This is a genomic window from Hahella chejuensis KCTC 2396 (assembly GCF_000012985.1).
GTDB lineage: Bacteria > Pseudomonadota > Gammaproteobacteria > Pseudomonadales > Oleiphilaceae > Hahella > Hahella chejuensis.
In genome coordinates this window covers 4248123-4271754 of sequence record NC_007645.1, presented here as the reverse complement: position 1 = coordinate 4271754, position 23632 = coordinate 4248123, and the positions used below count along the sequence as shown (strand labels likewise).

Sequence of the window (23632 nt, the reverse complement as noted above, 5' to 3'; positions counted from 1 at the left end):
ACGGGAAAATGATTATGAGCGGCCATTTGCGAGTGCTGCTGGTGGAGGACGATATCGATCTGGCCACCACTGTGTTGGATTATCTGGCGCTGGAGAACATGAGCTGCGATCACGCCGCCAACGGCGTGGCGGGCATTAACCTGGCGCGCGCCAACGCGTATGACGTGATGTTGCTGGACATCAATATGCCGCGCATGAACGGTTTGGCGATGTGTCGAAAACTGCGGGAAGAAGGCGTGGACACCCCGGTCCTCATGCTGACCGCCCGAGATACCTTGGACGATAAAGTGGAAGGTTTTCGCGCCGGGACGGATGATTATCTGGTGAAACCTTTCGCCTTTGCGGAACTGATCGTGCGTTTGCAGGCGCTGTCCCGCCGTCGCAGCGGTCAGGCGCGTTTGTTGACGGTGGGGCCGTTGCAGATGGATCTGGATCAACGTCAGGTGCGGCGCGAGGGCAAGCCCCTGATGCTTACCCCCACTGGCTGGCAATTGCTGGAAAAGCTGATGCGACACAGTCCCGGCGTAGTGAGCAAAAGCGATCTGGAGCAAGTGCTGTGGCCTGACTCGCCGCCGGACAGCAATGCATTCAAAGTGCATTTGTATAAGCTGCGCATGGCGGTGGACAAACCCTTCGCCAGCGCGCTGATTCATACCGTGCCGGGGCAGGGCGTACGTTGTGGAGAGGCGGAGCGCAGTGAAGAGGACGCGCTTTGAAATTCGCTAAAGAGCTTGGCGTCAGACGGGTTTTTCGCTATTACCTGCTGGGGATTGCGACCCTGATTGTGATCATCTACACCCTGTTGCTGAAAGAATACTTCGGACGCGGTCTGGAGCAGGCGATGACGGTGGAGATGTACTTCCTGGCCCAGGATTACGATCAGCGCCTCGCCAAGGACCCCGAAGCGGAACTGCCTTCGGGTCTGTACGTGCAGTCCTACAGGGACTGGTCAGCCGTGCCTGAGCCTTATCAGTCGCGCCTTGATCAGTCTGAGTTGGTTTCCGCCAATCTGGAAGTCCTGTTCCGCAACGAAGTGTCGGAGCCGAAAGCCCCGGGAGATATCTATTTCCTGTTTCCTTTCCATCTATCCAACGACGAGTGGCTTTACATTACCCGGCATCCCACGCCGGGGGCGCTGCAGCATGACGTGCGCCATCAGATCTGGCGCATTCGCGTGAGTCAGATCATTTTGGCGCTGGCGGTGATATTGTGCGTCATCATTCTGACGCATCTGTTTCTGGTGTATGTGGGGCGTCGCGTGGATCGTCTTGCGCACTGGGCGCATAACCTGAATCTGGACACGTTGACGGAAAAACCGCCGCGCATGGGTTTTGCGGAGTTTTCCGATATTGCGGAGAAGCTGCACAGCGCCTTCGCGCGGCTGCGCACCGCTTTGCAACGGGAGAAGGACTTTCTGCGTCACGCCAGTCACGAGCTGCGCACGCCTATTGCGGTGGTGCGCAACAACGTCGAACTGCTGCAACGGCGTAATCCGCCGGAAGAACTGACGCCGTCGCTGGCGCGTATCGAGCGGGCCGCTTATGGCATGCAAAGCATGACGGAAACGCTTCTATGGCTGGGGCGGGAACAGCGGGAGGATGCGGTTCGGCGAGAAGAAGACCTGGCCGCTGCGATTCGGGAGCAGATCGACTTTCATCGTTATCTGCTGCATAGCAAGCAGGTGTCGGTGACGCTGGACGCGCCGGAACAGCTGGCGACGCCAATGGCTATCACGCCCTGGACCATCATTTCCGCCAATCTTATTCGCAATGCCTTTCAGCATACCGCGGCGGGCGCCGTTACAGTGACTTTGAGTGAGACAAGCCTGGTTGTCCATAACATTGACGAAGAGGTGGATGGCCCCTCAGAGGCGGCCGAGAGGGAAGAAAGCAACCGCATTGGTTTAAAGCTCTGTCAGCAAATTGCGGAGGCCATGGCCTGGACGCTGCAAATTGACCGCCGTCCGGATGGAATGCGAGTGGAACTCAGGTTTGAAGAGATGGGGATTAAATAGAGTTTATTTTTTCCTGATGCCGGAGCGCCGCCTTGCAATATGGATGTTACACAGTATAAATTGCCCAAACAGCGTGGCAGTTACTAAAGTACACCTAAATATTCAAACGTTTACAGTAGGTTATGATCAAATGGCCTAACCTAATCGGCTGTACTACTGGCCTCCTTCTTTACTTTCGGAGTAAAAATGGATTCGGTTGCGAAGCGCATCTCGAGCTTGCGGAAAGGTCCCGACGGAGTCCCTGATGGAATCCCCGACAGGGTTTCGGACGACCTTTATGATGGCGTCCAACCAGAACGCAATCAGTACCTCCCTTTTTTTCAGCCTATCGTCGATATTAACCGGGGAATGGTGGCCGGTTATGAGGCGTTGGCGCGCATTCGACGCGATGACGGAACGGTGACGTCGGCCGGGCCCTTATTCTCTGACCCCGGCGTTGACCGACGGCGGCTTTTGAATATAGATCGCATGGTGCGCAAGCAGGCGCTAGATACAGCTCAAACCCTTCCCCCCGATTGTTTCCTCACTCTCAACATTTCCCCCGAATGGATGCGCAAAAACGGCGACGAAGAACAGATTCCCACCATCCGCATGATTCATGAAGCGGGCATTGATCCGCAACGCGTGGTGGTGGAGTTCACGGAAAACGGCGGCGATGAGGCGGCGTTGGTGGAGCAGGTGGCTGAGTACCGGCGCGCGGGTTTACGTATCGCCATTGATGATTTCGGCGCCGGCTATTCGCAATTGAACCGTATTATTTCCCTGGAGCCGGACCTGATTAAACTGGACATGCGTTTGTTCAAGCGCGCCGCGCGCGGCGGCATATCCGGCGAAGTGGTGCAGTCCGTCGGTTATCTGGCGGAGCGGGCGGGCAGTCAGATCATCTGCGAAGGGGTGGAGACGGAAGACGAATTCCGTTTCGCCATGGAGTGCGGTGCCCGTTACATTCAGGGTTACATCTTCAACCCGGCGCTGGAGCGTTTTCTGGCGCCGGATGCGCCGCAGTCGAAAGTCGGCATGTTGTTGGAGAGTTTTATCCATCGCAAAGTGGAGGAAGAGCGCCGCCATATTTACTACATCCATCAAATGGAAAAGTGCGTGCTCGATATCAAGGACTGCGTGCTGCGCAATGAGAATTTCGTGGGCGCGCTGCCGACGCCGCCGGAAGGATTTTTACGTTTCTACATCTGCGACCACACTGGCGTTCAGATTACGCCCAATTTCGACTGGGACGGCGCGCACTGGCTGCAGCACAGGGGGAATCAAGGTGTGAACTGGGCCGCCAGACCTTATTTCTACCAGATGCTGGCGATCGAGCGTTTACTGCAGCGACGGGTCATCAGCTCGCGGCCTTATCGGGACACCAACTCCGGCTATTTGTGTCAGACCATCAGTACTGTGCTGGATAGCGAACGCACCTTGTTGGCGGATATTCGTTACCTGCGCCAATAGGGGAGCGTTCAGTCTTCTCTGCGTCAGTTCATTTCTTGCTGTGGCTACATAAATAAATTCGTCGACAGACCTTGAGAGGCATACAATGCGCTGGTTTGCAGACAGTGAGTGTGGAGTCTTTCGTGGTTGAAAAAGTGGTTGAAAAAGTAGATGTGGTCATTATTGGCGCCGGCGCCGCCGGTTTGATGTGCGCGATCACCGCAGGTTATCGCGGCAGGAAAGTCCTGGTGCTGGATCACGCCAATAAAGCCGGCAAGAAAATTCTTATGTCCGGGGGAGGACGCTGCAACTTCACTCACCTGAACTCCACTCCGGCCAACTATTTATCCAATAATCCCCATTACTGTATCTCTGCGCTAAGACGCTATACCCCTCAGCATTTTGTGGAGTGGGTGGAGCGCCATGGCATTGAATATCATGAAAAAACGCCTGGGCAGTTGTTTTGCAACGAGAGCAGTAAAGATATTCTCAATATGCTGCTGACCGAATGTGACTGGGCCGGCGCGGAAATTCGTCTGCAGTGCAGCATCGATGTGGTGGCGCAGGACGGCGACGGCTTTCGTTTGCAAACCTCAAGCGGCGTTATTCAATGCGAGTCACTGGTGATCGCCAGCGGCGGGTTGTCGATTCCTACGCTGGGCGCATCGCCCTTCGGTTATAAAATCGCGGAGCAGTTCGGCCTGAAGGTATTGCCGACGCGGGCGGGGCTGGCTCCTTTCACGCTACAGCCGGAAGATTTACAGCGCTTCGCGCCTTTGTCCGGCGTCAGTTGTCCGGTCTCAGTCAGCGTTAATGGCGTGGCCTTCAAAGAGCCCATGCTGTTCACCCATCGCGGTCTCAGCGGCCCCAGCATGTTGCAGATCTCCAGCTTCTGGAAACCCGGGCAGGAGCTCACCATCGACCTGTTACCGGACGACGATGTGCTGGCGGAGCTGAAGACCTGGCGGCAGGAATCGCCCAATAAGCGCCTTGAAACCTATCTCAACGCCAAGCTTCCCAAGCGTGTGGCGCAGATATTCACCGAATGGAAAAACTGGAATGAAACCTTCCAGCAATGCTCCAACCAGCGCTTACAGGAAGTCGCTGACGCCCTGAAAAGCTGGAAGATCAAACCCAACGGCACCGAAGGCTACCGCACCGCCGAAGTCACACTGGGCGGCGTCGACACCGACTGCCTCTCCTCCAAAACCATGGCCGCCAAAGACATTCCCAACCTCTACTTCATCGGCGAAGTCGTCGACGTCACCGGCCACCTGGGCGGCCACAACTTCCAATGGGCCTGGGCGTCTGGGTTTGCGGCGGGTGGTGAGGTTTAGGGTAGCCCGCTATCGAAAAGCTTGGCGCTACGAGCTTACTTAAACCCGGCCAACTTTCCTCTATCCCCAGCGATGTCCTGAAAATGCGATTATTGTTGGCTTTTGAGAGCGGACTTATCGAAACGGGACGGATACCTTAGTCGAGGACGTTGAGAATGTTAGGTTTGATCAAATGCCCGCACTGTAAAAAGTTTAATACCCTTGAGGGGCGTGGTATCAAGGTTGATCCATATACATGCCGCCATTGCGGCAATAAGTCCTACCGTATGCCAGGGGTAATTTTTGCAGTGGAATTAGGTGTTGCGCTTGTAGGTCTTTATCTGATTTATACATTTTTGAGAGTAGGGCTGGATAGTATTGTATGGCATGCCTTAGGGGCCGTTGCGATTCTTCTGACGGGACTCTCATGTTGGCCTAATTTGAAAGTGAAAGACAGGTAACGGATGTCTTTATTTTTGACCTCCATGCTACTGATGGCAAACCGCATGATAAGGCCCTGTATTTTCGTATTGGCGACCCTGCTGGCATTTCCATTTTCCGCCTGCGCGCAAACAACCTTCTCATGGAGGCATGACGGCGTTGTCGTTAACCAGGGGCAAACGCTCCAGACAGAGCTGCAAAACGCCTACGCCGGGTTTGAAACAGACGAAGGGCTCTATCTGGCGGGCTTTAAAATTGATCAGACAAGGGAGAACTTTCCCTTCGTCGTGTTTATATCCCGTAATTTGGAGAGGGTGAATAGCTGGCCACTGGAAACGATGGCTGGCCAGTTTTTCGAGTACCAGCAAAAACTGCATGTGCTGGATGTAGAGGGGAAGGCGTTTCAGTTCGAGAGTAATAACTGGCGTCGCGCCAATCTGACATTCAAACCCAACTCAATCATCGTCTCCACCAGCCGGGACATAGTTGCCTGCAACCCTGCGCCTTTGACTAAGATCGCCAACGGGACAGGCAGTTGTTATTCACTGTTTAAACAATGGAGTGTGGATGCGAACTGGCGTGCTGCTCAGCCCAGGATTTGCGACGGGGAATTAATTATTCAAGAGCACAAAGACGGCTCGCTCCACTATCTTGCGGTAGATATCGAGTCGGGTAAGGTATTGAAATCTCTTTATACTGAGAAAGCATTTTCCGGTTTGTGTCTGGTTAGTTTTTGATAGCTTAATCTGGCTTTCTCTACGATAACTGCCTGTCTATCACGCCCACCTACACCTACTCACCCGCGCCGTTTTTCATGCTTAACGACAAATTATGTCTTTACGATAGATAGAATACTATTATCGCGAGTGCAGGGGATAATCTGAATATTATCCATTGGCGTATGGCCGCTTTTCAGTTTTAGAAATATTCGCGCCTTAAGTTTCAATCATTTTAGAGAGGGAATATTTATGGATATTTTCACCGAATTCAATCTGAATAAAATTAAGGACAGGCAAATAGATACACTGATCGGTCTGAGTAAAGGCATTGTCGCCGATGGAAAGGTTGAGCAGGCGGAAGCGGAGTTTCTGCAAACTTGGCTGGTGCAAAGCAGGAGCGCTTCAGATAACCCGATTATCGTTAATTTGTTAGATAGAGTTAGCGTTATGTTGGAAGACGGTGTTCTGGATAATGAGGAGTCCTCCGAGCTATTAAGTGTTCTGAGAAAAATTTCCGGGGATGAGTCTTATATAGGAGAAGTCGCCAAGGCAAGCAGATTACCCATTATTGAGCCCATGCCGCCCATTACCTTTCAGGGGCGCTCTTTCCTTTTCACCGGCGTTTGCGCGCTGGGAACGCGGGAGCAATGCCAGGAAGCGACTGAAGCGCGAGGCGGAGTGATCGCCAAGAACGTTACGAAGTCGCTGGATTATCTAGTGATAGGAACCTATGTAACGGATAGCTGGGTTCATGAAAACTTTGGACGAAAAATTGAAAAAGCGATGACATATCGGGATAGCGGCGTTCCTGTTGTGATAATTACCGAACAACACTGGGCTCAGTCGGTATGCATGTAACTGCAAGATAGATCGTGCTGGGCTCAGGGATCAAAGTTTCTGAGCCCTTTAGGGACAGTGTCAGTACGCCTGATCTTCAGTGGGAAGCAGGCCGGCATGCTTCGAAAACGCCTCCACTATCCGAGGGATTTTATCTCGGTGCTTGATATTCAACATCATGTAAGTGACAGCTTCATATAACATGTGGTCACTGCACTTTTTTAAATCGACATCGAACTTTTTGCTGATCTTTTTATAGTGATCATCGGTGATGGCGATGCCGTCTATACGGTGCGCCATCGCCATGTTCACGTATGACTCCAGATTGGGGGAAAAGACCATGTTTCTTTTGATGTTTTCTGGAAAATGATCGTACGCGGAGATGCCTAGTAATTTCCCGACCACTAATTTGTCGATATTGCTGGTATCAGGGCAATCCAGGGTGGTTGGTATAAACAGATAAAAGCGCTGGCGATTCAATGGCCAAGGCACGGCCACTAAATTGCTGTAAATCTCCGTCACATCTTTAATCCTTATAAAATCGCCGTCAATACTGCCTTCATTGGCGGCGCGTATTGAGCGCGCCAAAGGAAGGTTCACCCACTCGATTCTCCAGGGGGTATCCTGAAAAGCGGCTTCAACGAACTTTTGATAAGGCGCATACAATTGCGCGATCTCGTCGTTTGCTCCGATTCTCAGCACCTCCCGCGCATCCGGAGCGGCGTAGGCGGATGTCATTGCGCAGGTCCATAACCATAATACCGAAAGAGCTTTCATAGCATTTTCTACCGAAGCGTATCCTGGTGCAGATGGGTTGAATTTTTGCAAGCGACGCGCATCTTCAGTTTAGTAAACTACGCTGGCAATTAAAGCGCGATAGGATAGTCGGGTTGAGGCATCTGCTATGCCTCACGCGTAGCCGGTTTTTTGCTAAAAGAAAGTCTGGTTATGATATGTCCGGTATGTTCCATTATATGAACGGGACAGGAGATAGGGCCTATAAATTAGCCCGTTAGTCAGTTTGCTCGCCAGCAATATACGGAAGCTCATTGTTTCTGAACTGTTCGAAGACCTTTTCTATTAGCTCCCATGCTACAGCCGCCTCCATATAGCCAGCCTCAGGCCATTTCCCCCACGACTCTTCTATAAGCCAGCCTGGGTAAGGGCCGACTAACGGCAGGCACTCACAGTCAATGCTCTGATCCTCCGCGATCTCCATTGACCATGAATCGCCGCGCGCTCTGAAGTACCATGGATGGTTGTCAACAATACCGCAACCTTGGACTGGGCAGGAGCCGCTGACATACCCATTCCAGTTGACGCCTGATCGTTCAAACATAATAGAACCCGATTGTGTTTTTAAATAGGAATAGGGGAAATTGTAATTCAAAGCATAACTCGCGATCATCCATAGTTTCAGCCTTGACGGGCTACTCTGGTTATTTCTCCAATAATTCCACTCAGGTATGGGCGATATCATCATGGCTTGTATAAAAACCTACTCAGAACTCCGTATTCTTTCAGAAGTACATCCACCTGATGTGATAAGCCGCATGCTGAAGACTGAAGCAACAGAAGTGCTGCTCCGTGATCCTGAGGCTTTGGATGAACAGACCAGACTGCGCCATACGTGGCTTTGGTCCACCAAAGGGCGGCTGGACTCGACTAATCCTTTGGAACACGTGAGTGCTGTGGTTGATGCTGTGGAATACCGGGGCATGGCGTTATCTGTATTACGAAAGACATGTTCTATTGAAATCTATTGCTATTACCTTACCAACAGCCGGGGAGGTCCAAAGTTGACGGCGGAGATAATACGCAAGCTAGGGTACTTGAGCATCGATATATCCTGGGATATCGATTTCCATGCTGGATGTTGAACAGTCAGCTTCCCTGCTGAGTCCTTTACATCACTCCAACAAGCTCAATGCTTTCTCTATTCCGCTGTCTTTTCCGGCGTACACGTCTTCCGGTTGCATATAGAGCGCCTCATATTGGGGAGGGACGCCGCTATATTCGAATACTTCTCCTTGGGGAGATGAGTAAACTTCGTTGGAAAGGGAAAATTCCCAGCCGTTCGGGAGTTGGAAGTCCAGGCTGTCTGAAAGGATGCCGCCAGTGGGCTCTCCAACCAGGACGACATGGGGCAGGCTGCGCATCGTAAGAGAAAATATTTCCGCGCCGCTGTAGGTAGACCCGCTGACGAGCAGGTAAATCGGCTTGGTGTATTGCAGGGCGCCGGTAGGGGCGAGAAAGACTTCGTGGGAGTTAGCGTAACCGTTTGGATAATGCGCTTTTTTACTGAAAGCGAGTTGACGTTGCTGAGTGAAGCGGCCGGCGATTTCCATCGCACTGCTATCGTAACCACCGTTATTGCGACGGACATCGATGATCAATGCGTCAGTGTTGTACAGGGCGTTGATGGCGTTATCCAAAGCCGCTTGAAGAGCCTGAAAATGCGTTTCAAATGGCGCGTCCTCATCTTCTCCATAACCCAACATAGACTCAATGAGTAAATAGCCAACACTTTTTCCTGTGGCGTCGAGGTCAATCAAGCCATAGCAAATCTGGTCGTTGGCGATGCAGTCGACCTCATTCAGATAATCAATCAGATTCTGGGTGTTCTTGTCATTGATTTCGTTATAGAACGCCAAGAGGCGAGACTCGTAGAAAGCGCTGAAATCGTCATACTCACTCTGAGCCTCGAAATCTTCCCTTAACGTTTCGTCGGAATTCTGCTCATTGAAGTAAGCGTAAAGACGGCGCACCCAAGCCGGTGACTCTTCGGGAGAAAATTCCTCGTCCTCTTTAATCAGGTTGATATGTCCGTCGTCCAGGGAAGACAGCATTTCCTTGAACAGATTAAAAAGCGCCTGATCGTCATTCACCTCAGACAGCTTGCTGCGACTGTTTTCATTGGTTTGCGCCCAGTTCACGCCTCGTAGGTCGAAAAATGCGTAGTAGTCATTAAAGGTGTGCCAGAACACCTCATAGTTGGCTTGGTAGTCGGTGGTGGGCGCCTGTAAGCCATCACGGCAACTTTCGGGAAGTTGGGGCAGCTTGTGACGCGTATAGGGATGCGTATCCGTGGGGATACGTTGCGGCAGGGTGTCAAAGCGTTGGCCGTCACCGCTGAGAGATACCTCTTTCAACAGCTGATCGGCCATGGCGAGAGGCAGTTCGGCGGTGAGGAGGCAATTGTCGCGATTGCTTTGATATACAGTCACGGTACTGTCGCCAAACTCGATAATCTGCCCATATCCCCGCTGCTCCCACACTCCGGTCAATTCAGAGGCGGGTATTATTTTGGACTCTTTGTCGGGCGTATTGGATGAGCCGTTATCATTGCACGCTGTAACCAGCGCCGCCATCAAGGTCACGCCGGCGAGCCGGGGCATCGGCAGGCGTTGGGGTTTTATTTTAGGGAGTTCAATTTTCACAATATTCTCCTCAAGTGATGTGAACTTGAAGGGAATTATCATGATCTCTCTGAAGAAATTCTTTATAGAGTTTGCGCCGAATTGTCCGCTTGTGTGGCGCGAAAAAGACATTTCCAGACAATTCCGCACAAAGTTGTGTTGGTTCTGTTTGTGGGGCCCATTAGGATAGCGAGGATTATGACCAGCCCCGCGTGTTTTCATCCATGGCCAGATTATTTATTAGCTTCTACATGACTTTGATTGTTGGCGTTTTGGCGTATCAGTACGTCGGCGAGTATGGCTCCCAGAAATATGTGCAAGACTGGGTGGCCCTGGATAAAACCAATGATTATCGGGGACTGTTTTATTTGCTGGATGCATTGCATCAGCGAGTGGATGCGCAGACGTTTCAGCGAATCGTTGCAAGTTACCCCGAAACATCCAATGTCCCAGTTGAGATAGGCGATATAAATGCGTTTGAGTTGACGGCGGATCAAGTGAGCAGATTGCGCGGCGGCCGCGCCTATGTAGAAGACGCTTTTGACGACGTTCTCTATTTCAAACTTTCCGGCGCCGACCTGATTGCGCGTTTTGGCCCCATGCATACCTACGAACCTCTGATGCAGGCCGTAGCCATATATGAAAAAGCACTGTTTGCGGTGCTGGCGATACTGGTGTTGCTGTGGACAGTGGGCTTGCAAATCAAACTCAAGCGCCTGGAGTCGGCGGCAATGAAACTGGGGGAAGGGACATTCGCCGTCAGGGTGTCGGAAAAAGGTCGTCATGCTGTGGGCCGATTAAATAAAACGTTTAATCTTATGGCCCGTAAAATCGAAAAACTGGTGGAAGGACACAAGAGTTTGACCAACGCGGTGGCGCATGAGCTGCGAACGCCGATCGCCAGAATCCGGTTTCAACTTGATATGCTCAATGGTGAGGAAGACGCCGAGGAACGCAAAGAGCTGGTGTACGGTATTTCCGATGACGTGAATCAATTGGGGGAGTTGGTGGAGGAGCTGCTCAGCTACGCGCGTTTTGATCGGGAGCCCGCATCTATGGAAATGTCCCGTCACTCGCTGCACGAGAGCCTTATGGCCGCTATTAAAAACTGTTATTTCGACAATAAGGTCCAGCTTCATTACGACCCTGACTGGAGCCGATTGTCGCCAGACAAAGACCTTCTCCCTTTTGATCCCAGGCATCTGGAGAGAGCTGTCGGTAATCTGATTACCAACGCCCAGAAATATGCGACTTCGCAGATTCAACTGCACGTTGCAGTAAGCGGGGACGACTGCTCCATCATCGTAGACGACGACGGCCCCGGCATTTCTGACGCGGATCGGGAGCGGGTGTTTGAGCCGTTTCGTCGACTTGACGACAGCCGCACCCGCGCCACTGGCGGGCATGGTTTGGGGCTGGCTATCGTCGAGAAAATCGCTCACTGGCACGAAGGGGAAGTGCGAGTCGAGCGCGCGCCGATTGGCGGCGCACGTCTGATATTCTCATGGCCTGCGCGGCGGCGAGCCGCTGGAGACAGGGCCTGACACGCGCAGGCCCTGGCGTTGCAGCCAAATAGAAGGAAGCTATTTGGCTGTCTGATTAATAATTGGGAGCGCACAGGAGAATAACAGTGGGGGAGAATAAATAGGCGTTCGCCTGGATGGTGAGAGAGGCTATGGTTAGAATACGACTCTTTGACGCCACTTAAGGCATCGTCGATATTCAATTCAGAGCCAACCAGATGCCCCGAGTTCTCCTCGTAGAGGATGATGAAAAATTATCATCGCTTATCTGTAAATATTTGCAGCAAAACGGTTTCGAAACGGAAGTGGTTTGCGACGGCGGATTGGCGGTGGACGCTATCCTTGCCTCCCAGCCTGAAATTGTCATTCTCGACTTGATGTTGCCGGGGAAGGACGGCCTGACCATCTGTCGTGAGATTCGCGCGCATTACCATGGACGCATTTTATTTCTGACCGCCAGTGAAGACGACATGGATCACGTCGCTGGCGTGGAGTTAGGCGCAGACGATTTTGTAGTCAAGCCTATCCAGGCTCGGGTGTTGCTGGCGCGACTTCGCATGCTGCTGAGAAGGTCAGAAATCTCAGGCGCCGTAGAGCCTCACGAGCGTTCGCACCTTAGTAGCGGCAATACAATGACATTTGGGCGGCTGGTCCTGCATCTGCCGAAGCGCGCCGCGACCTTCGGCGGTGAATCCGTTGCACTGACCACCGGGGAGTTTGATGTGTTATGGCTCCTTGCCAGCCATGCCGAGGAAGTGGTGTCCCGCGACTACCTGTACAAGAACCTGAGAGGTCTGGATTATGACGGGCTGGATCGCACCATAGACGGTAAAATTGCAACCCTGCGTAAGAAGCTGGGTGATAACGCGTCTTTATCAACCCGGATCATTACAGTGCGAGGGCAGGGGTATTTATTTGTGCCGGATAGTTGGGACTGAACGCCGAGCCGCTTATTAATCAGGCAGCCAAATAGCTTCCTTAAACAAGCCATAGAGTTGATTAGGAGACCCGTAGTGAAAGATATCATCGAAGGCTTTCTGAAGTTCCAGCGCGAAGCATTTCCTGAGCGTAAGGAGTTATTCAAAGACCTCGCCAATCAGCAGCAGCCGCGCACTCTGTTTATTTCCTGTTCCGACAGCCGTCTGGTTCCGGAACTGGTCACTCAGAGAGAGCCAGGGGATCTCTTCGTCATCCGTAATGCGGGCAACATTGTGCCTCCGTATGGGCCGGAGCCCGGCGGGGTGTCGGCGTCGGTGGAATACGCCGTAGCGGCGTTGCGGGTAGCCGACATCGTTGTGTGTGGACACTCCAACTGCGGCGCTATGACCGCCGTCGCCACTTGCCAATGCATTGATCACATGCCGGCAGTGGCTCACTGGTTGCGCTATGCAGACTCCGCCAAGGTGGTGAATCAGGCGCGTAAGCACGCCAGCGAACGGGCGAAGATTGAAGATATGGTGCGAGAGAATGTCATCGCCCAGCTGGCGAATTTACAGACGCATCCGTCTGTGCGCCTGGCGCTACAAGAAGGCCGCCTCACCATGCACGGGTGGTTCTATGACATCGAGTCAGGCGGCATTGACGCTTACGACGGCTCCAGACATGCATTCGTGCCGCTGGCGGAACATCCTGAAGCGCGGGCGATTCCTGGGAAGTTGTCTCACGCGGTTTAACCCGTCTGTCGCATCGGGCATACAGCGTAGTGGGGCGTGTACATGTGGTATTTCGGTTTTGAATAGATTGCTTGCATACACCCCTCACTCATCAACTCTTTTATTAACCAGGCAGACAAATAGCTTCCTTCTATTTGTCTGCAACGACAGGGCCTGCGCATGTCAGGCCCTGTCTCCCGCGGCTTGCCGCCGCGCAGGCGCATCCATGCGCCTGATCATTAACATGCCAATATCATTGCCATATTAATAACTCATGTGTAGAGACGTGCGTCATAACTACCGAATGGGTTGGCCAGATGCGACTGATACTGAGCAGAAAGGGATTCGACTCATCCGCTGGAGGAACGCCTAGCCTGATCATGCCTGATGGCCGCATGATTTCACTACCGATCCCAGCGGGCGCTAAGTATCAGAAGCTCGGCATGCTCAATATTGAGGGCGTCGATATCGGCGGCATTCTTGAAGACCTCACAAATGGCGGAATCAACGCTGCGACGACGGTTCACATAGACCCGGACTTATGCGCCACGTATATGACCCGAAAAGAGGGCGCTTCAAATATGAGCGAAGTGTACTGGCTTTCTACTCTGGATAATTAAATTCCCAAGTAATTCCCCACCTCAAACATATCCGGCTGGCCTTCTTCAAAACCGAAGTAACACACATCTTCCTGTTCACCGGTTTTCTCATCAATGATGCCGATGACAAACTCACATTTAAGGCGCTTGGCGATTTTATAAAGGCCTTCCAGCGGTTCTTTAAGCTGTTTCTTGTTGCGGATGCTCAGGTTGACGCCAATGCGCCAGTCCGAAGGATCATCCAGGTCCACGTCTTCAGAGGCTTCCGGCTCGGCTTGACGGTTATCGACAAACGTGAGGTCCAGAGCGGATTCTTTTACCCAACTTTCAATTGCTGAAGAAACATCTCCGGCAATATCTTCCAAGTCTGTTCCATCGACGTAGATGTATAACAACATGCTCGCTCGCCTCTGCTTTTACTAATGCTTTGTCTGTAAGAAATAAGATAGCCGAATACGCCCTGTGCGGAGTGAAATCGGCGCACTGTCGGATGTAAAAAGCCCCGGCTATTGATTTGGGCGCACATTGTAAGCGTCTGCGGCCTAACTTTCTAACATTCCATGATTGTAGTTGCTGTAGTTATTGTAGTTACGGGTTTTGCGCCGCGCCGCCGCATACAACTTTGCCTTTGTAACCTGGTCTGAGGATCACTACAATGCGGCCCGCGACAATAAATGCCGTTTCGAAGCTTATAAGAGCGGCCTTTCCAGAAGCTCCTCGCAAAGCGAGTTGGCAGGGCTATTGACGAACATTGAGCAGAATAAGCAGTGGAGAACAATAAAATGAAAATCGGGGTTGTAGGATTCAGCAAGCGCTGGTTTGACCAGGAAGCGGCCAGCTCCATTCTGGAGCGCGCCATCAAGTCCTGGGTGAAGGAGACGAACAAGGACCAGGTGGAGATTGTCAGCGGGCTCACCAACGCCGGCGTACCGAAGCTGGCATACGAGCTGGCGGTGCGCATGGGCATTACCACCGTCGGCATATCCGCCAGACGGGCGCTAAAGGTGCGTAGCGGCATTTTTCCTTGTGATAAGCAGATTCTCGTCGGCCTGGATTTTGGCGATGAATCTGAAGCTTTCATTGATTACATCGATTGTCTGATCCGCGTTGGCGGCGGTCCTCAGAGCCGTAAAGAGGTCGAACTGTTCAAAGAACGTAAAGGACTCTCCGCTGAAGAGCTGTCCTCATATCTTTATGAAGAAGAAGTGGAGTGGTTCGGCAAGGATTGACACTTGCTCGCCCCTCAAGAGTAAACGCGCAACTTATCGATTTTTGCTGACACTCACACAATGCGGCGCGATTTTTATACAGTCGCGCCCATTTTTGGATTAATATTGAAAACGTTTTCAATTGCGTGAAGCTGTCGCGACACTGGGGTTGCGTTCTGCATAAAAACGACGCTGAGGCCATATACCGCCGCGTCGGGCGAACCTGAGGGAGTGAAGGGCGCATCGGCGTGGAGCCTTGTAACTCAACCAAGACAATAAGGATATCGCTATGCATAAGAAGAGGTTTTTTACGTCGTCATTCGCCGCTTTATGTCTGTTCAGCGCGGCTGTACACGGGCAGTCCTCATCTGCTCATCAAGAGTACCTGCAATTCGCCCAAAACGATCACGGAGAAGTCCGTCTTGATGACGGGCGCACTTTATATTACACCGTTAAATCCCGGTCGCTGGAGAATGGCGTTGAAGTAATTCGCGCGCAGGTGGATGATCCCACACTGGCGGATTTCGTGGACTACAGCAGCTTTATTATCACTCTGGATCACACTAAGCAGGAAATGTCGGGATATCTGGAAACAGGTTCCGGTCAATTTCGTTTGCAAAGACCTTTGGATAAAAGTGAAAACGTTTTCTGGCGGCGTATTCAGCCGCCAAAAATGGAGGATCGTATCCTGAAGAACCTGGATACGGGTTTTATGGGGCGTCTCAACCAGGAAGCGGTGGGTGAGAAAGACGCTTCAGGCCGATATGTTATTGATGTCTTCATCGGCTTTTCCGAACAGGCGGCGCAGGATGTGGGCAATATCAACACCGAAGCGCAGATGTACGTGGAGACAGTGAACGAAGCGCTCAATAACAGCCAGGTAGAGGGCGTATATCTGCGTTTGGTGGGAGTGGGCGTGTCGCCCCATAACCCGGGGGTGGTGACTTCTGTCTTACAGGACGGCAAAGAGTGGTTTAAGGACGATATTGCGCGTTACGCGCCGGATCTTATCGGGCTGGTGCAACGGCCGACGGATGCGCCAGGAAGCGCCGGAGGCTGGGGCTATGTGCCCGGAGACATTGTGGTGATTGGCGCTCCCTGGCCCGGCGCGTACCGCCATGAAGTCGGCCATAATGTGGGCGGGATGCACTGCAAATCCGAAGGCGATACGGGTTATAACTACGGCTTTAGCGTCAGACAGGGACGAGGCACCGCACAATGCGGCAATGATCTGAGCTATTACTCCTCGCCGCTGGTGATGGATGATGAAGGCAACGTGCTCGGGACGACGCACTCCCAGGATATGGCGCGCTTGTGGCGCGAACGTTCCGCGGCGATGTCCGCCAATCGCATCCATACCGTGCCGTTTCCGGGGGAAGGCGGCTGGCCGCTGACGCTGCAAGCGGAGGACTATCTGCAGTTCAGCGACACGACCGCCGGCAACCAGGGGGGCGCTTACCGCTCTGATGACGTGGATATTGAAGCGACGTCGGATTCGGGAGGGGGCTACAACGTAGGCTGGATTAGCGACGGCGAGTGGTTGGCCTACAGCGCCAATATTCCTGCGGCGGGGGAATATGTTATTTCCTATAGGGTGGCGAGTCCCAGTGGCGGTGGCCGTATTCAGTTCGAAAAGCAGGGCGGGTCGCCAGTGTATGGTGGAGTGGATGTCCCCCCCACGGGTGGTTGGGGGAACTGGACCACCATACAACACACCGTGAATCTCCCCGCCCGGCCAGCAAAATATTGCTCTGGCGATGAAAAACGGCGGCTTCAACCTTAATTGGTTCAAGATTGATAAAGCCAATGCTGTGGGAGGACGCTACCGGATTCAAAACCAGTGGCGCGCCGATCAATACCTGCATATGGAAAACGGCGGTTTGCAAAGCGGCGCCATTGAGTCTGGCTGGTGGAGCGCGCAATGGGATTTCGAACCGGTTGGCGACTATGTGCGGATCTGCAATCGCTGGCGCGTCAACGCTTGTCTGAATATTGAAAATGGCGGCTTGCAGGCGAACGCCGTTGAGGCGGGCTGGCACAGTGCGCAATGGTCTCTGGAGGCGGTGGAGGGACGCACTGATCTCTATCGAATTAAGAATCGCTGGAAGCCGGATCAATACCTGCACATCGAAAACGGAAGCGTTGAAGCCGGCGCGATTCAGGACGGCTGGCTGAGCGCTCGCTGGAAATTGACGCAGGCGGACTAACCGCTGACATTCCCAACCAGCGCCGTTCGCAGCGACGAATGGCGCTTTTCGGTAGCGTTACTCATTGCCTGGAAGCCTTGCTTGCGCTAACTTGCTCCGTCTCGCGAAAAAATCGCCACCAAAAACGGTAACGGAAAATGAGTTGTCCGCTTGCGCGGATATACTTCAGACTGTGCCCATGAGATGGCTGCGAGCGCCGGAAAACAATAGACGACGGGCTAAAGCAAACGTGGAAGTGATCAAGTTTTATAGCGTAAACGATGAATTTGGAGAGTTTTCCAATTTCGCTCAATACCCGATCAAGCTGAAAGGAAAAGTATGGCCCAGCAGTGAGCACTATTTTCAGGCCATGAAATTCGAGGAAGAAAAGGACCGTAGCGATATCCGCAAGGCCAAATCTCCACTGGAGGCGGCGCGTAAAGGCCGCGACCGCAAAAGAAAACTGCGTAATGACTGGGAGTCCGTCAAGCTCAACATCATGCGCGAAGCCATTCTCGCCAAATTCACCCAACATGACGCCCTGCGCGAACGCCTGCTCAGCACCGGCTCCGCCAAAATCGTCGAACACACCGACAACGATGACTACTGGGGCGACGGCGGCGACGGAAGTGGGCAGAACATGCTGGGGCGCATTCTGGAAGAGGTGAGGGCGCAGCTCAGCGAAGACTGAGCTTTTCCCCCTTATTGTCGTACAGACAATCTCTGGCCATATCCGTTTATTAATCAGGCGGCTCTCCGCCGCGCAGGCGCATTCATGCGCCAGATATTAACATGTCAATATCATTGCCATATTAATAACAAAGGACTTTTGTTCTTATCCTCTTAGCCAGCAGTCAAGGATTTCTGATGAAGCAAATACAGCAGTCTCCAGATAACGCGGCGCCATTTTTGGCGATGGCGGCGTTGTCGGCGGTGTTTATGGGGACGATCGGCGTTATCGCCAAATATGCGCAATTGAGTGCGGAAACCGTGACTTTTTATCGGTTGTTTTTTGGCGCGGCGATGATGCTGGGGTATTTGCTGGTGATTCGTAAGGCGAGTCTGTTGTGGTGCTGGCCTTCCTGGCGGGTGCTGATCAACGGCGGCTTTCTGGCGGGGTTTATCGTGTTTTATATCCAGGCCATGGAGCACACCAGCATGGCTAATGCGATTATGACCATTTATCTGGCCCCGGTAGTCGCTTCTGTTTTCGCTCACCTGTTCTTGTCGGAGAAGCTTAGCGCCAGTGCGATGGGGTTGATTCTTACTGCGTTGTTCGGCTTTGCGATGATGATGGAGTTCCGTCTTGAGTTTGGCGGCTCGCAGGACGCTTTGGGCATGACCTACGCCGGGCTGGCCATGCTGTGCTACGCGGGTTTTATTATTATCAATCGCGCCACGCCCGCCCATGTACATGTATACGCCAGAAGCTGGTATCAAATGCTGATTGGCGCGCTATGTATGGCTCCGTTAATGCTGCAGCAACAGCAAGTGATTGCGCCAGCGCAGTGGGGCTGGCTGTTGGCGGCGGGGTTGATCCCCGGTTTCCTCGCTATCCTGTTTGCGGTGATCGCATTGCGCGAACTGCCTTCCGCCACTTTCGGCACCTTAGCCTACCTTGAGCCTATCGCCGTGGTGACCTTTGGCTGGGCCTTGTTTGATCAGGCGCTCAGTCCCCTGCAAATAGCCGGCTGCGGCCTGATCATGTGCTCTGGTATCGCCCAGGCGGTTCTGACGCAAAGGCGGAACGCCGCAATATCGGGGCAAGTTTGTTCCGTCGCTCAGGGCTGACGGTTTTTATTAATCCGGCAGGCAAATAGCTTCCTTCTATTCGCCTGCCGGATTAATAAACGTATGTCGTTTTAAATGCTAGGTTGCCGGTTTGACTCATCGGCGCGACCAGGAACATTAACATGCTCACCACGCTCTCCATCAACAACTACCGCTCCATACTGCAATTGACCATGCCACTGGGTTCACTGAATGTGATCACGGGACCTAACGGCAGCGGCAAGTCCAATTTGTACCGGGCGCTGCGCTTGCTGGCGGAGACCGCGCAAGGCGGAGTGGTTAACTCTTTGGCCGGAGAAGGCGGGCTGGGTTCCACATTTTGGGCCGGGCCGGAGAAAATCAGCCGTCGGATGCGCACTGGTGAGATTCCTGTGCAGGGCGGCCCGCGTCGTGACGCGGTGCGATTGCGGCTCGGCTTCTCCAGTGAAGATTTCGGCTACGCTATATCGCTCGGGCTGCCCAAGCCTTCGCCGTCTGCATTCGCCTTGGACCCGGAGATCAAACGAGAGTGCATTTGGGCCGGGCCGTTTTATCGTCCCGCCGGGCTGCTGGTGGACCGGGACGGGCCGATGGTGAGAGTACGCGATGGGCGCAGTTGGAACGTGGCGGCGCAGAATCTCAGCCTTTTCACCAGTATGTTTGATCAACTGGCCGACCCTGGCGCTGCGCCGGAGGTATTTCGCGTGCGCGAAACCATTCGCAACTGGCGCTTCTACGATCACTTTCGTACCGATCGCGATGCGCCTGCCCGCAAGCCGCAACTGGGGACGCGGACGCCGGTGTTGCATCATGATGGGCGTGACTTGGCGGCGGCGGTGCAGACCATTAGAGAAATCGGCGATAGCGAAGCGCTCGACGCTGCTATTAGTGACGCCTTTCCTGGGGCCAGGCTGGATGTAAGGCTGCACGAAGACGGCCGCTTCTCACTGCTGTTTTATCAGGAAGGGTTGCTCAGACCGCTGACCGGCGCGGAGCTGTCCGACGGCACTTTACGTTACATCCTCTGGGTGGCGGCCCTGCTGACGCCCAGACCGCCTTCACTGATGGTGCTGAACGAGCCGGAAACCAGCCTGCATCCAGACTTATTGCCGGCATTGGCGCGTCTGATTCTCCGCGCCTCAGAGCATTCCCAGGTCTGGGTGGTGTCCCATGCATCCCGTCTCGTCGCCGCGCTCAATGAGCACCCGGAATGCAATGCAGTACAACTGGAAAAGCCCCTGGGCCAGACGGAAATCATTGGACAGGGCATTCTGGACACGCCGGCCTGGCATTGGGCGGATAAGTAGAGACTGTTGAGTCGGAAAGGGTGGTTCGAAAGGTGAATGAGAACAATAGGGAGGTGAGGAAAGTGGCGACCCTGATCTTTGAATAGGGTAGAAGGAAGGACCGCCATAGCCTCGTTGCGCAGGATAACATTGGCCCGGCGATGGCGTCCACCAAGTGGTAAGACTTGGTTGCAACCCTGTTGATGGTCTGGATTTATCCTCTACCAGCACCTAAAGTGTGGGGCTGTTCTCATCCACTTTACAGCCCCCGTTATGACACCCAAAACGCCTGCGCCAACGATTCCCCATCTCTCTATCGAAGAAGTCGCCATCCGTAAAAAACAGGCGTTGTATTTCAGCTCTGAAGCCGTCGGTTCATCCACTGCGCCAGCTGATCAGGCGGCGCAACTGCAGGTGGAAGCTATGTGTCTGGGATTCGTATTCAGCGATAACGCCTTACAGGCTTTGGCCGCCAGGCCAGAGCAGCGTGAAGAGATCTTCCTCATTCTGCAAAAACTGGTAGGGGCGGATAAAGTCTGGCGGCCCATGTATCCCAACTTCCCTTCTCAAGTGTTTAACGCATCGGATTGCGAGCTGTTTTTTAACGCCCTGGCGCATTACCGGACGCAGGGTCAGTGGCTGCCTGAGTATATCGTCAATGAGCGCATGCCGGTGTTTGAAAAGGTGAAGCTCAAACCTATTGGACTGGACACGGATGATGGACTTTTAAAGTTGTTTCATGACCTGTTGGCCGCCAACGGCTCCCTGGCGCCGGTTGATAAAGCCTGTCTTCGCACCTTGTTGGAATATTTCGACGAGTCGCTTTTGCTCCCACGGACGCCTGACAAGATTCCGTTCAAAGAAACCCTGTGCCAACTGGCGGCGGATGCCTATGCACTGGATAAAAGGGCTTTGGCGTCAATCGGCGTCAGCAACGCGACGGACGTGCTGCGCATCGCCACGCACTTGTCCGGGGGAGATATTTCTCTGGCGACCAACACTCGGTTCAAGCTGAGCAAAGCCCAGCGCAAATGGCTGGTTGGGCTGCTGGAGCCAGTCGTTAATGAGGCGGACCTTAGACGACACAAGGGGAAATGGAAACGGCTGTTTCACTGTCTGCATATAGGTACATTCGCCTCGGCGCCTAAGACCAATGTCTTGGCGGCGCGTTTAAGGGAGGACCAGCTGCAGGGGGATAACCGACACGTAGAGGCCGCTCTGGAGGCGGGGGAGGCGAATATACTGGTGCGCTTGCTGAGTCGCAAACCAGGAGAATTCGCACGTAGACTGGATCACTTGCTGAGACGCTTTTCCCTCGATATCGCCAAGGGCATTCTGGAGGCGTTCCTGCAAAAAGTCGACGCAGTGGATACCCGGGTTTTAGTCCAGTTATTAGGACACTTTGCTTATCGCCTGCAAGCGCGCGACGATGGCTCCGCACATGGAGAGATGGGACCTGCGCGGGCGCGGATATTTTTGCCTAAAGGACAAATCGCCAAAGCCAAGGTATTGCATGCCGCCGTCCCTGAAATTGATGCGGCGTTGTTGCACAGGCTTCAGAACGCCATTCGTGACGAACTGACAAAGCGCTTCGCCAGATTGCCGCCCTTAGGCAAAGTCTGGATTGACCCCGCATTGCGGAATTGCCCGACACCACTGCAAATGCGCAGCGCTTCCGAAGGCCTGAAAATAGTTCCCCGCGGCGCCCGGTTGGAGATGGGAGATAAAAATACGCTGCGTTTCTTCCTGCATTGGGTGGGACATGACCTGGACTTGTCCGCCAGCTTTCTGACGGAAGACCTGAAATATCATTCCTCCATCGCCTATTACGCGTTACGCGGCAAGGCTGCCGAGGTCGGATATCGCGCTGCGCACAGCGGGGATATCGTAGAAGCGCCAGAGCCTGACGGCGCCTGCGAATTTATCGATATTGATCTGGGCTCCATCAGTGATCCGACCATTCGTTATATCGGCATGGACGTACGCGTGTACAGCGGTCCCTCCTTTCCCCAGCAACAGGCTAATGCGGGTTGGATGATGCGGGAGGGAGTGGGTGAGGGCGGAAAGGTATTCGACGCCACGACAGTAGAGCAACGCATCGCTATCAGCGCCTCGACGCGCACCTGTCTGGCGGCGTTTTTCGATATCAAGCAACGAGAGGTGATCTGGCTGGACCTGATGGGTTCTTCCGAGAGCCTGCATCACGGTAATAATGTCGTCAATAACGCCAGTAATATCGAGCAGATGCTGCTGGCGGCGCTGAATTTTCGACAGCTATCTCTGTATGAGCTGTTGTCTCTACATGTTCAGGCCCGCGGCGTGATGCATGCTGGCGCCGCAGGCGCTGATACGGTTTTCGGACGGGATATGGTTTTTCAGTATGAGCAGGTCCTGGCGCACTTTCTCCAGTAGATTCCCCCAGACGCACCGATAAGCATAAAGGCCGCTGTGAAGCGGCTCAGGCTTATTTCCTCACACTTGAACTGTGACTTTTTCCACTGCGCTTTTTCTTTGGCGGCGTTAATTTGAGATTAACGACGGGTTTCCCCGTCGTAACGATAACAAACGCAGAACAATGAAACGGTGGAGAGTCATTATGGGACAACCCTGGGAAGATCGGCTATTGCAGGTAGATATGCGGCGGGTGGATTATCCCAACGCACTGTGGTCGCCGGCGGCGAATTTCAGGATACCGCCGGGGCGGCGGGACATTCGCTACATTATCATCCATATTACTGGCGGGCCTGCGCTGACTGAACGCAACGCCCTGAATACCTTTCGGGCGGGCCCCGCCAGCGCCCACTATATCGTTAACCGGGAAGGGCGCGTGGTGCAGACCGTGAGGGAGGCGCACATCGCCAATCACGTCGATAACATTCATTCCCAAACCAATCGGGAAAGTATTGGCATTGAACACGTGAATCCCTGGGACCCGAATCCGCGGACTTATCCTACGGATGCGCAATATATGGCGTCCGCGCGGCTGGTGGCCTGGCTGTGTCACCGCTACGGTATTCCCGTGCGTCATGAAACCGCGCCTCACACCGCCGGCATCCGCGGTCATATTGAAGAGGCCCCGCATTCCGGTCATCGCACCTGTCCTAATCCCGCCTGGAACTGGGACTTGTATATCGATCTGGTGCGCAGCATTCGCGTGGAAACTTTTGATGAGATGATTCGCACACTGGCGCGTTAGCAGTCTCTATACCTCCTTTTCCACGCTTTATATAA

At 53.4% G+C, this 23632-nt stretch carries 24 protein-coding genes; 20 read left to right on the top strand and 4 right to left on the bottom strand.

The window, feature by feature from the left end; translation table 11 throughout:
* The first annotated feature begins 14 nt into the window (after nucleotides 1–14).
* The 7 genes from HCH_RS18425 (at nucleotide 15) to HCH_RS18400 (ending at nucleotide 6779) form a co-directional block, all read left to right on the top strand.
* A complete protein-coding gene (locus HCH_RS18425; protein WP_011397907.1) occupies nucleotides 15–716 on the top strand; it encodes a response regulator transcription factor in 702 nt (233 codons plus the stop codon).
* Nucleotides 713–2014: a sensor histidine kinase gene (locus HCH_RS18420; RefSeq protein ID WP_011397906.1), complete on the top strand. Its 1302-nt coding sequence runs from the start codon at nucleotides 713–715 to the stop codon at nucleotides 2012–2014. Before HCH_RS18425 ends, HCH_RS18420 begins: the two co-directional genes overlap by 4 nt.
* 186 nt (nucleotides 2015–2200) lie before the next feature.
* Complete coding sequence (locus tag HCH_RS18415; RefSeq protein WP_011397905.1) at nucleotides 2201–3466, top strand: EAL domain-containing protein; 1266 nt, start codon at nucleotides 2201–2203, stop codon at nucleotides 3464–3466.
* 122 nt (nucleotides 3467–3588) lie between these two features.
* Nucleotides 3589–4782 carry an NAD(P)/FAD-dependent oxidoreductase gene (locus HCH_RS18410; protein ID WP_011397904.1) on the top strand — a complete coding sequence of 398 codons (1194 nt, stop codon included), beginning with the start codon at nucleotides 3589–3591 and terminating at the stop codon, nucleotides 4780–4782.
* A 155-nt stretch (nucleotides 4783–4937) separates the two neighbouring features.
* A complete protein-coding gene (locus HCH_RS33905; protein ID WP_148212618.1) occupies nucleotides 4938–5222 on the top strand; it encodes a hypothetical protein in 285 nt (94 codons plus the stop codon).
* 45 nt (nucleotides 5223–5267) lie between these two features.
* Nucleotides 5268–5939 (top strand): hypothetical protein, encoded by a 672-nt coding sequence (locus HCH_RS18405; RefSeq protein WP_041598781.1) that lies wholly within the window; start codon nucleotides 5268–5270, stop codon nucleotides 5937–5939.
* 231 nt (nucleotides 5940–6170) lie between these two features.
* Complete coding sequence (locus HCH_RS18400; RefSeq protein ID WP_011397901.1) at nucleotides 6171–6779, top strand: BRCT domain-containing protein; 609 nt, start codon at nucleotides 6171–6173, stop codon at nucleotides 6777–6779.
* Between the two features lie 60 nt (nucleotides 6780–6839).
* On the opposite strand, the gene HCH_RS18395 is transcribed toward HCH_RS18400, so the two are convergent.
* Together HCH_RS18395 and HCH_RS18390 are read right to left on the bottom strand one after the other, a co-directional pair.
* The gene (locus tag HCH_RS18395; protein WP_148212617.1) at nucleotides 6840–7586 is read right to left on the bottom strand and encodes a hypothetical protein; all 747 of its coding nucleotides are present in this window, start codon (nucleotides 7584–7586) and stop codon (nucleotides 6840–6842) included.
* Between the two features lie 184 nt (nucleotides 7587–7770).
* Nucleotides 7771–8166, bottom strand: coding sequence for a hypothetical protein (locus HCH_RS18390; RefSeq protein ID WP_148212616.1), 396 nt, complete (start codon nucleotides 8164–8166; stop codon nucleotides 7771–7773).
* A 58-nt stretch (nucleotides 8167–8224) separates the two neighbouring features.
* Between HCH_RS18390 and HCH_RS18385 the strand changes: the two genes are divergently transcribed.
* Nucleotides 8225–8638 (top strand): DUF4279 domain-containing protein, encoded by a 414-nt coding sequence (locus HCH_RS18385; RefSeq protein ID WP_083769795.1) that lies wholly within the window; start codon nucleotides 8225–8227, stop codon nucleotides 8636–8638.
* A gap of 30 nt (nucleotides 8639–8668) precedes the next feature.
* Here HCH_RS18385 and HCH_RS18380 read toward each other — a convergent pair whose 3' ends face one another.
* The gene (locus HCH_RS18380; protein ID WP_158304973.1) at nucleotides 8669–10198 is read right to left on the bottom strand and encodes a S41 family peptidase; all 1530 of its coding nucleotides are present in this window, start codon (nucleotides 10196–10198) and stop codon (nucleotides 8669–8671) included.
* A gap of 203 nt (nucleotides 10199–10401) precedes the next feature.
* Here HCH_RS18380 and HCH_RS32510 point away from each other — a divergent pair, with 203 nt between their 5' ends.
* The 4 genes from HCH_RS32510 to HCH_RS18360 all read left to right on the top strand — a co-directional run bounded on the left by HCH_RS32510 (nucleotide 10402) and on the right by HCH_RS18360 (nucleotide 13972).
* A complete protein-coding gene (locus HCH_RS32510; RefSeq protein ID WP_011397896.1) occupies nucleotides 10402–11721 on the top strand; it encodes an ATP-binding protein in 1320 nt (439 codons plus the stop codon).
* A gap of 197 nt (nucleotides 11722–11918) precedes the next feature.
* Nucleotides 11919–12638 (top strand): response regulator, encoded by a 720-nt coding sequence (locus HCH_RS18370; RefSeq protein ID WP_011397895.1) that lies wholly within the window; start codon nucleotides 11919–11921, stop codon nucleotides 12636–12638.
* A gap of 75 nt (nucleotides 12639–12713) precedes the next feature.
* Nucleotides 12714–13373, top strand: a complete 660-nt coding sequence (locus tag HCH_RS18365) for a carbonic anhydrase (RefSeq protein WP_011397894.1) — start codon at nucleotides 12714–12716, stop codon at nucleotides 13371–13373.
* Nucleotides 13374–13669: 296 nt separating this feature from the next.
* Nucleotides 13670–13972, top strand: a complete 303-nt coding sequence (locus HCH_RS18360) for a hypothetical protein (RefSeq protein ID WP_011397893.1) — start codon at nucleotides 13670–13672, stop codon at nucleotides 13970–13972.
* Here the strand turns inward: HCH_RS18360 and HCH_RS18355 are convergent.
* Nucleotides 13969–14349: a hypothetical protein gene (locus tag HCH_RS18355; protein WP_011397892.1), complete on the bottom strand. Its 381-nt coding sequence runs from the start codon at nucleotides 14347–14349 to the stop codon at nucleotides 13969–13971. The two genes, HCH_RS18360 and HCH_RS18355, sit on opposite strands and share 4 nt — an antisense overlap.
* Nucleotides 14350–14733: 384 nt before the next feature.
* On the opposite strand from HCH_RS18355, the gene HCH_RS18350 reads away from it, so the two are divergent.
* The 8 genes from HCH_RS18350 (at nucleotide 14734) to HCH_RS18315 (ending at nucleotide 23597) form a co-directional block, all read left to right on the top strand.
* Nucleotides 14734–15180, top strand: a complete 447-nt coding sequence (locus HCH_RS18350; protein WP_011397890.1) for a hypothetical protein — start codon at nucleotides 14734–14736, stop codon at nucleotides 15178–15180.
* 268 nt (nucleotides 15181–15448) lie between these two features.
* Entirely contained in the window at nucleotides 15449–16942 is a 1494-nt protein-coding gene (locus HCH_RS18345; protein ID WP_011397889.1) for a carbohydrate-binding protein, read from the top strand.
* Complete coding sequence (locus HCH_RS18340; RefSeq protein WP_011397888.1) at nucleotides 16917–17366, top strand: RICIN domain-containing protein; 450 nt, start codon at nucleotides 16917–16919, stop codon at nucleotides 17364–17366. Before HCH_RS18345 ends, HCH_RS18340 begins: the two co-directional genes overlap by 26 nt.
* Nucleotides 17367–17544: 178 nt before the next feature.
* A complete protein-coding gene (locus HCH_RS18335; RefSeq protein WP_011397886.1) occupies nucleotides 17545–18036 on the top strand; it encodes an NADAR family protein in 492 nt (163 codons plus the stop codon).
* 176 nt (nucleotides 18037–18212) lie between these two features.
* Nucleotides 18213–19136: a DMT family transporter gene (locus tag HCH_RS18330; RefSeq protein ID WP_011397885.1), complete on the top strand. Its 924-nt coding sequence runs from the start codon at nucleotides 18213–18215 to the stop codon at nucleotides 19134–19136.
* Between the two features lie 122 nt (nucleotides 19137–19258).
* A complete protein-coding gene (locus tag HCH_RS18325; RefSeq protein ID WP_011397883.1) occupies nucleotides 19259–20422 on the top strand; it encodes an AAA family ATPase in 1164 nt (387 codons plus the stop codon).
* A gap of 252 nt (nucleotides 20423–20674) precedes the next feature.
* Nucleotides 20675–22813 carry a TerD family protein gene (locus HCH_RS18320; protein ID WP_011397881.1) on the top strand — a complete coding sequence of 713 codons (2139 nt, stop codon included), beginning with the start codon at nucleotides 20675–20677 and terminating at the stop codon, nucleotides 22811–22813.
* Nucleotides 22814–22997: 184 nt separating this feature from the next.
* Nucleotides 22998–23597 carry an N-acetylmuramoyl-L-alanine amidase gene (locus HCH_RS18315; protein WP_011397880.1) on the top strand — a complete coding sequence of 200 codons (600 nt, stop codon included), beginning with the start codon at nucleotides 22998–23000 and terminating at the stop codon, nucleotides 23595–23597.
* Nucleotides 23598–23632 lie beyond the last annotated feature (35 nt).

What these genes read in the sequence shown, in the direction of transcription:
- HCH_RS18425 (WP_011397907.1), top strand. Translation starts at nt 15, where the DNA reads ATGAGCGGCCATTTGCGAGTGCTGCTGGTGGAGGACGATATCGATCTG.
- HCH_RS18415 (WP_011397905.1), top strand. Translation starts at nt 2,201, where the DNA reads ATGGATTCGGTTGCGAAGCGCATCTCGAGCTTGCGGAAAGGTCCCGAC.
- HCH_RS33905 (WP_148212618.1), top strand. Translation starts at nt 4,938, where the DNA reads ATGTTAGGTTTGATCAAATGCCCGCACTGTAAAAAGTTTAATACCCTT.
- HCH_RS18405 (WP_041598781.1), top strand. Translation starts at nt 5,268, where the DNA reads ATGATAAGGCCCTGTATTTTCGTATTGGCGACCCTGCTGGCATTTCCA.
- HCH_RS18400 (WP_011397901.1), top strand. Translation starts at nt 6,171, where the DNA reads ATGGATATTTTCACCGAATTCAATCTGAATAAAATTAAGGACAGGCAA.
- HCH_RS18390 (WP_148212616.1), bottom strand. Translation starts at nt 8,166, where the DNA reads ATGATCGCGAGTTATGCTTTGAATTACAATTTCCCCTATTCCTATTTA.
- HCH_RS18385 (WP_083769795.1), top strand. Translation starts at nt 8,225, where the DNA reads ATGGGCGATATCATCATGGCTTGTATAAAAACCTACTCAGAACTCCGT.
- HCH_RS32510 (WP_011397896.1), top strand. Translation starts at nt 10,402, where the DNA reads ATGGCCAGATTATTTATTAGCTTCTACATGACTTTGATTGTTGGCGTT.
- HCH_RS18370 (WP_011397895.1), top strand. Translation starts at nt 11,919, where the DNA reads ATGCCCCGAGTTCTCCTCGTAGAGGATGATGAAAAATTATCATCGCTT.
- HCH_RS18360 (WP_011397893.1), top strand. Translation starts at nt 13,670, where the DNA reads ATGCGACTGATACTGAGCAGAAAGGGATTCGACTCATCCGCTGGAGGA.
- HCH_RS18355 (WP_011397892.1), bottom strand. Translation starts at nt 14,349, where the DNA reads ATGTTGTTATACATCTACGTCGATGGAACAGACTTGGAAGATATTGCC.
- HCH_RS18350 (WP_011397890.1), top strand. Translation starts at nt 14,734, where the DNA reads ATGAAAATCGGGGTTGTAGGATTCAGCAAGCGCTGGTTTGACCAGGAA.
- HCH_RS18345 (WP_011397889.1), top strand. Translation starts at nt 15,449, where the DNA reads ATGCATAAGAAGAGGTTTTTTACGTCGTCATTCGCCGCTTTATGTCTG.
- HCH_RS18340 (WP_011397888.1), top strand. Translation starts at nt 16,917, where the DNA reads ATGAAAAACGGCGGCTTCAACCTTAATTGGTTCAAGATTGATAAAGCC.
- HCH_RS18335 (WP_011397886.1), top strand. Translation starts at nt 17,545, where the DNA reads ATGAGATGGCTGCGAGCGCCGGAAAACAATAGACGACGGGCTAAAGCA.
- HCH_RS18330 (WP_011397885.1), top strand. Translation starts at nt 18,213, where the DNA reads ATGAAGCAAATACAGCAGTCTCCAGATAACGCGGCGCCATTTTTGGCG.
- HCH_RS18325 (WP_011397883.1), top strand. Translation starts at nt 19,259, where the DNA reads ATGCTCACCACGCTCTCCATCAACAACTACCGCTCCATACTGCAATTG.
- HCH_RS18320 (WP_011397881.1), top strand. Translation starts at nt 20,675, where the DNA reads ATGACACCCAAAACGCCTGCGCCAACGATTCCCCATCTCTCTATCGAA.
- HCH_RS18315 (WP_011397880.1), top strand. Translation starts at nt 22,998, where the DNA reads ATGGGACAACCCTGGGAAGATCGGCTATTGCAGGTAGATATGCGGCGG.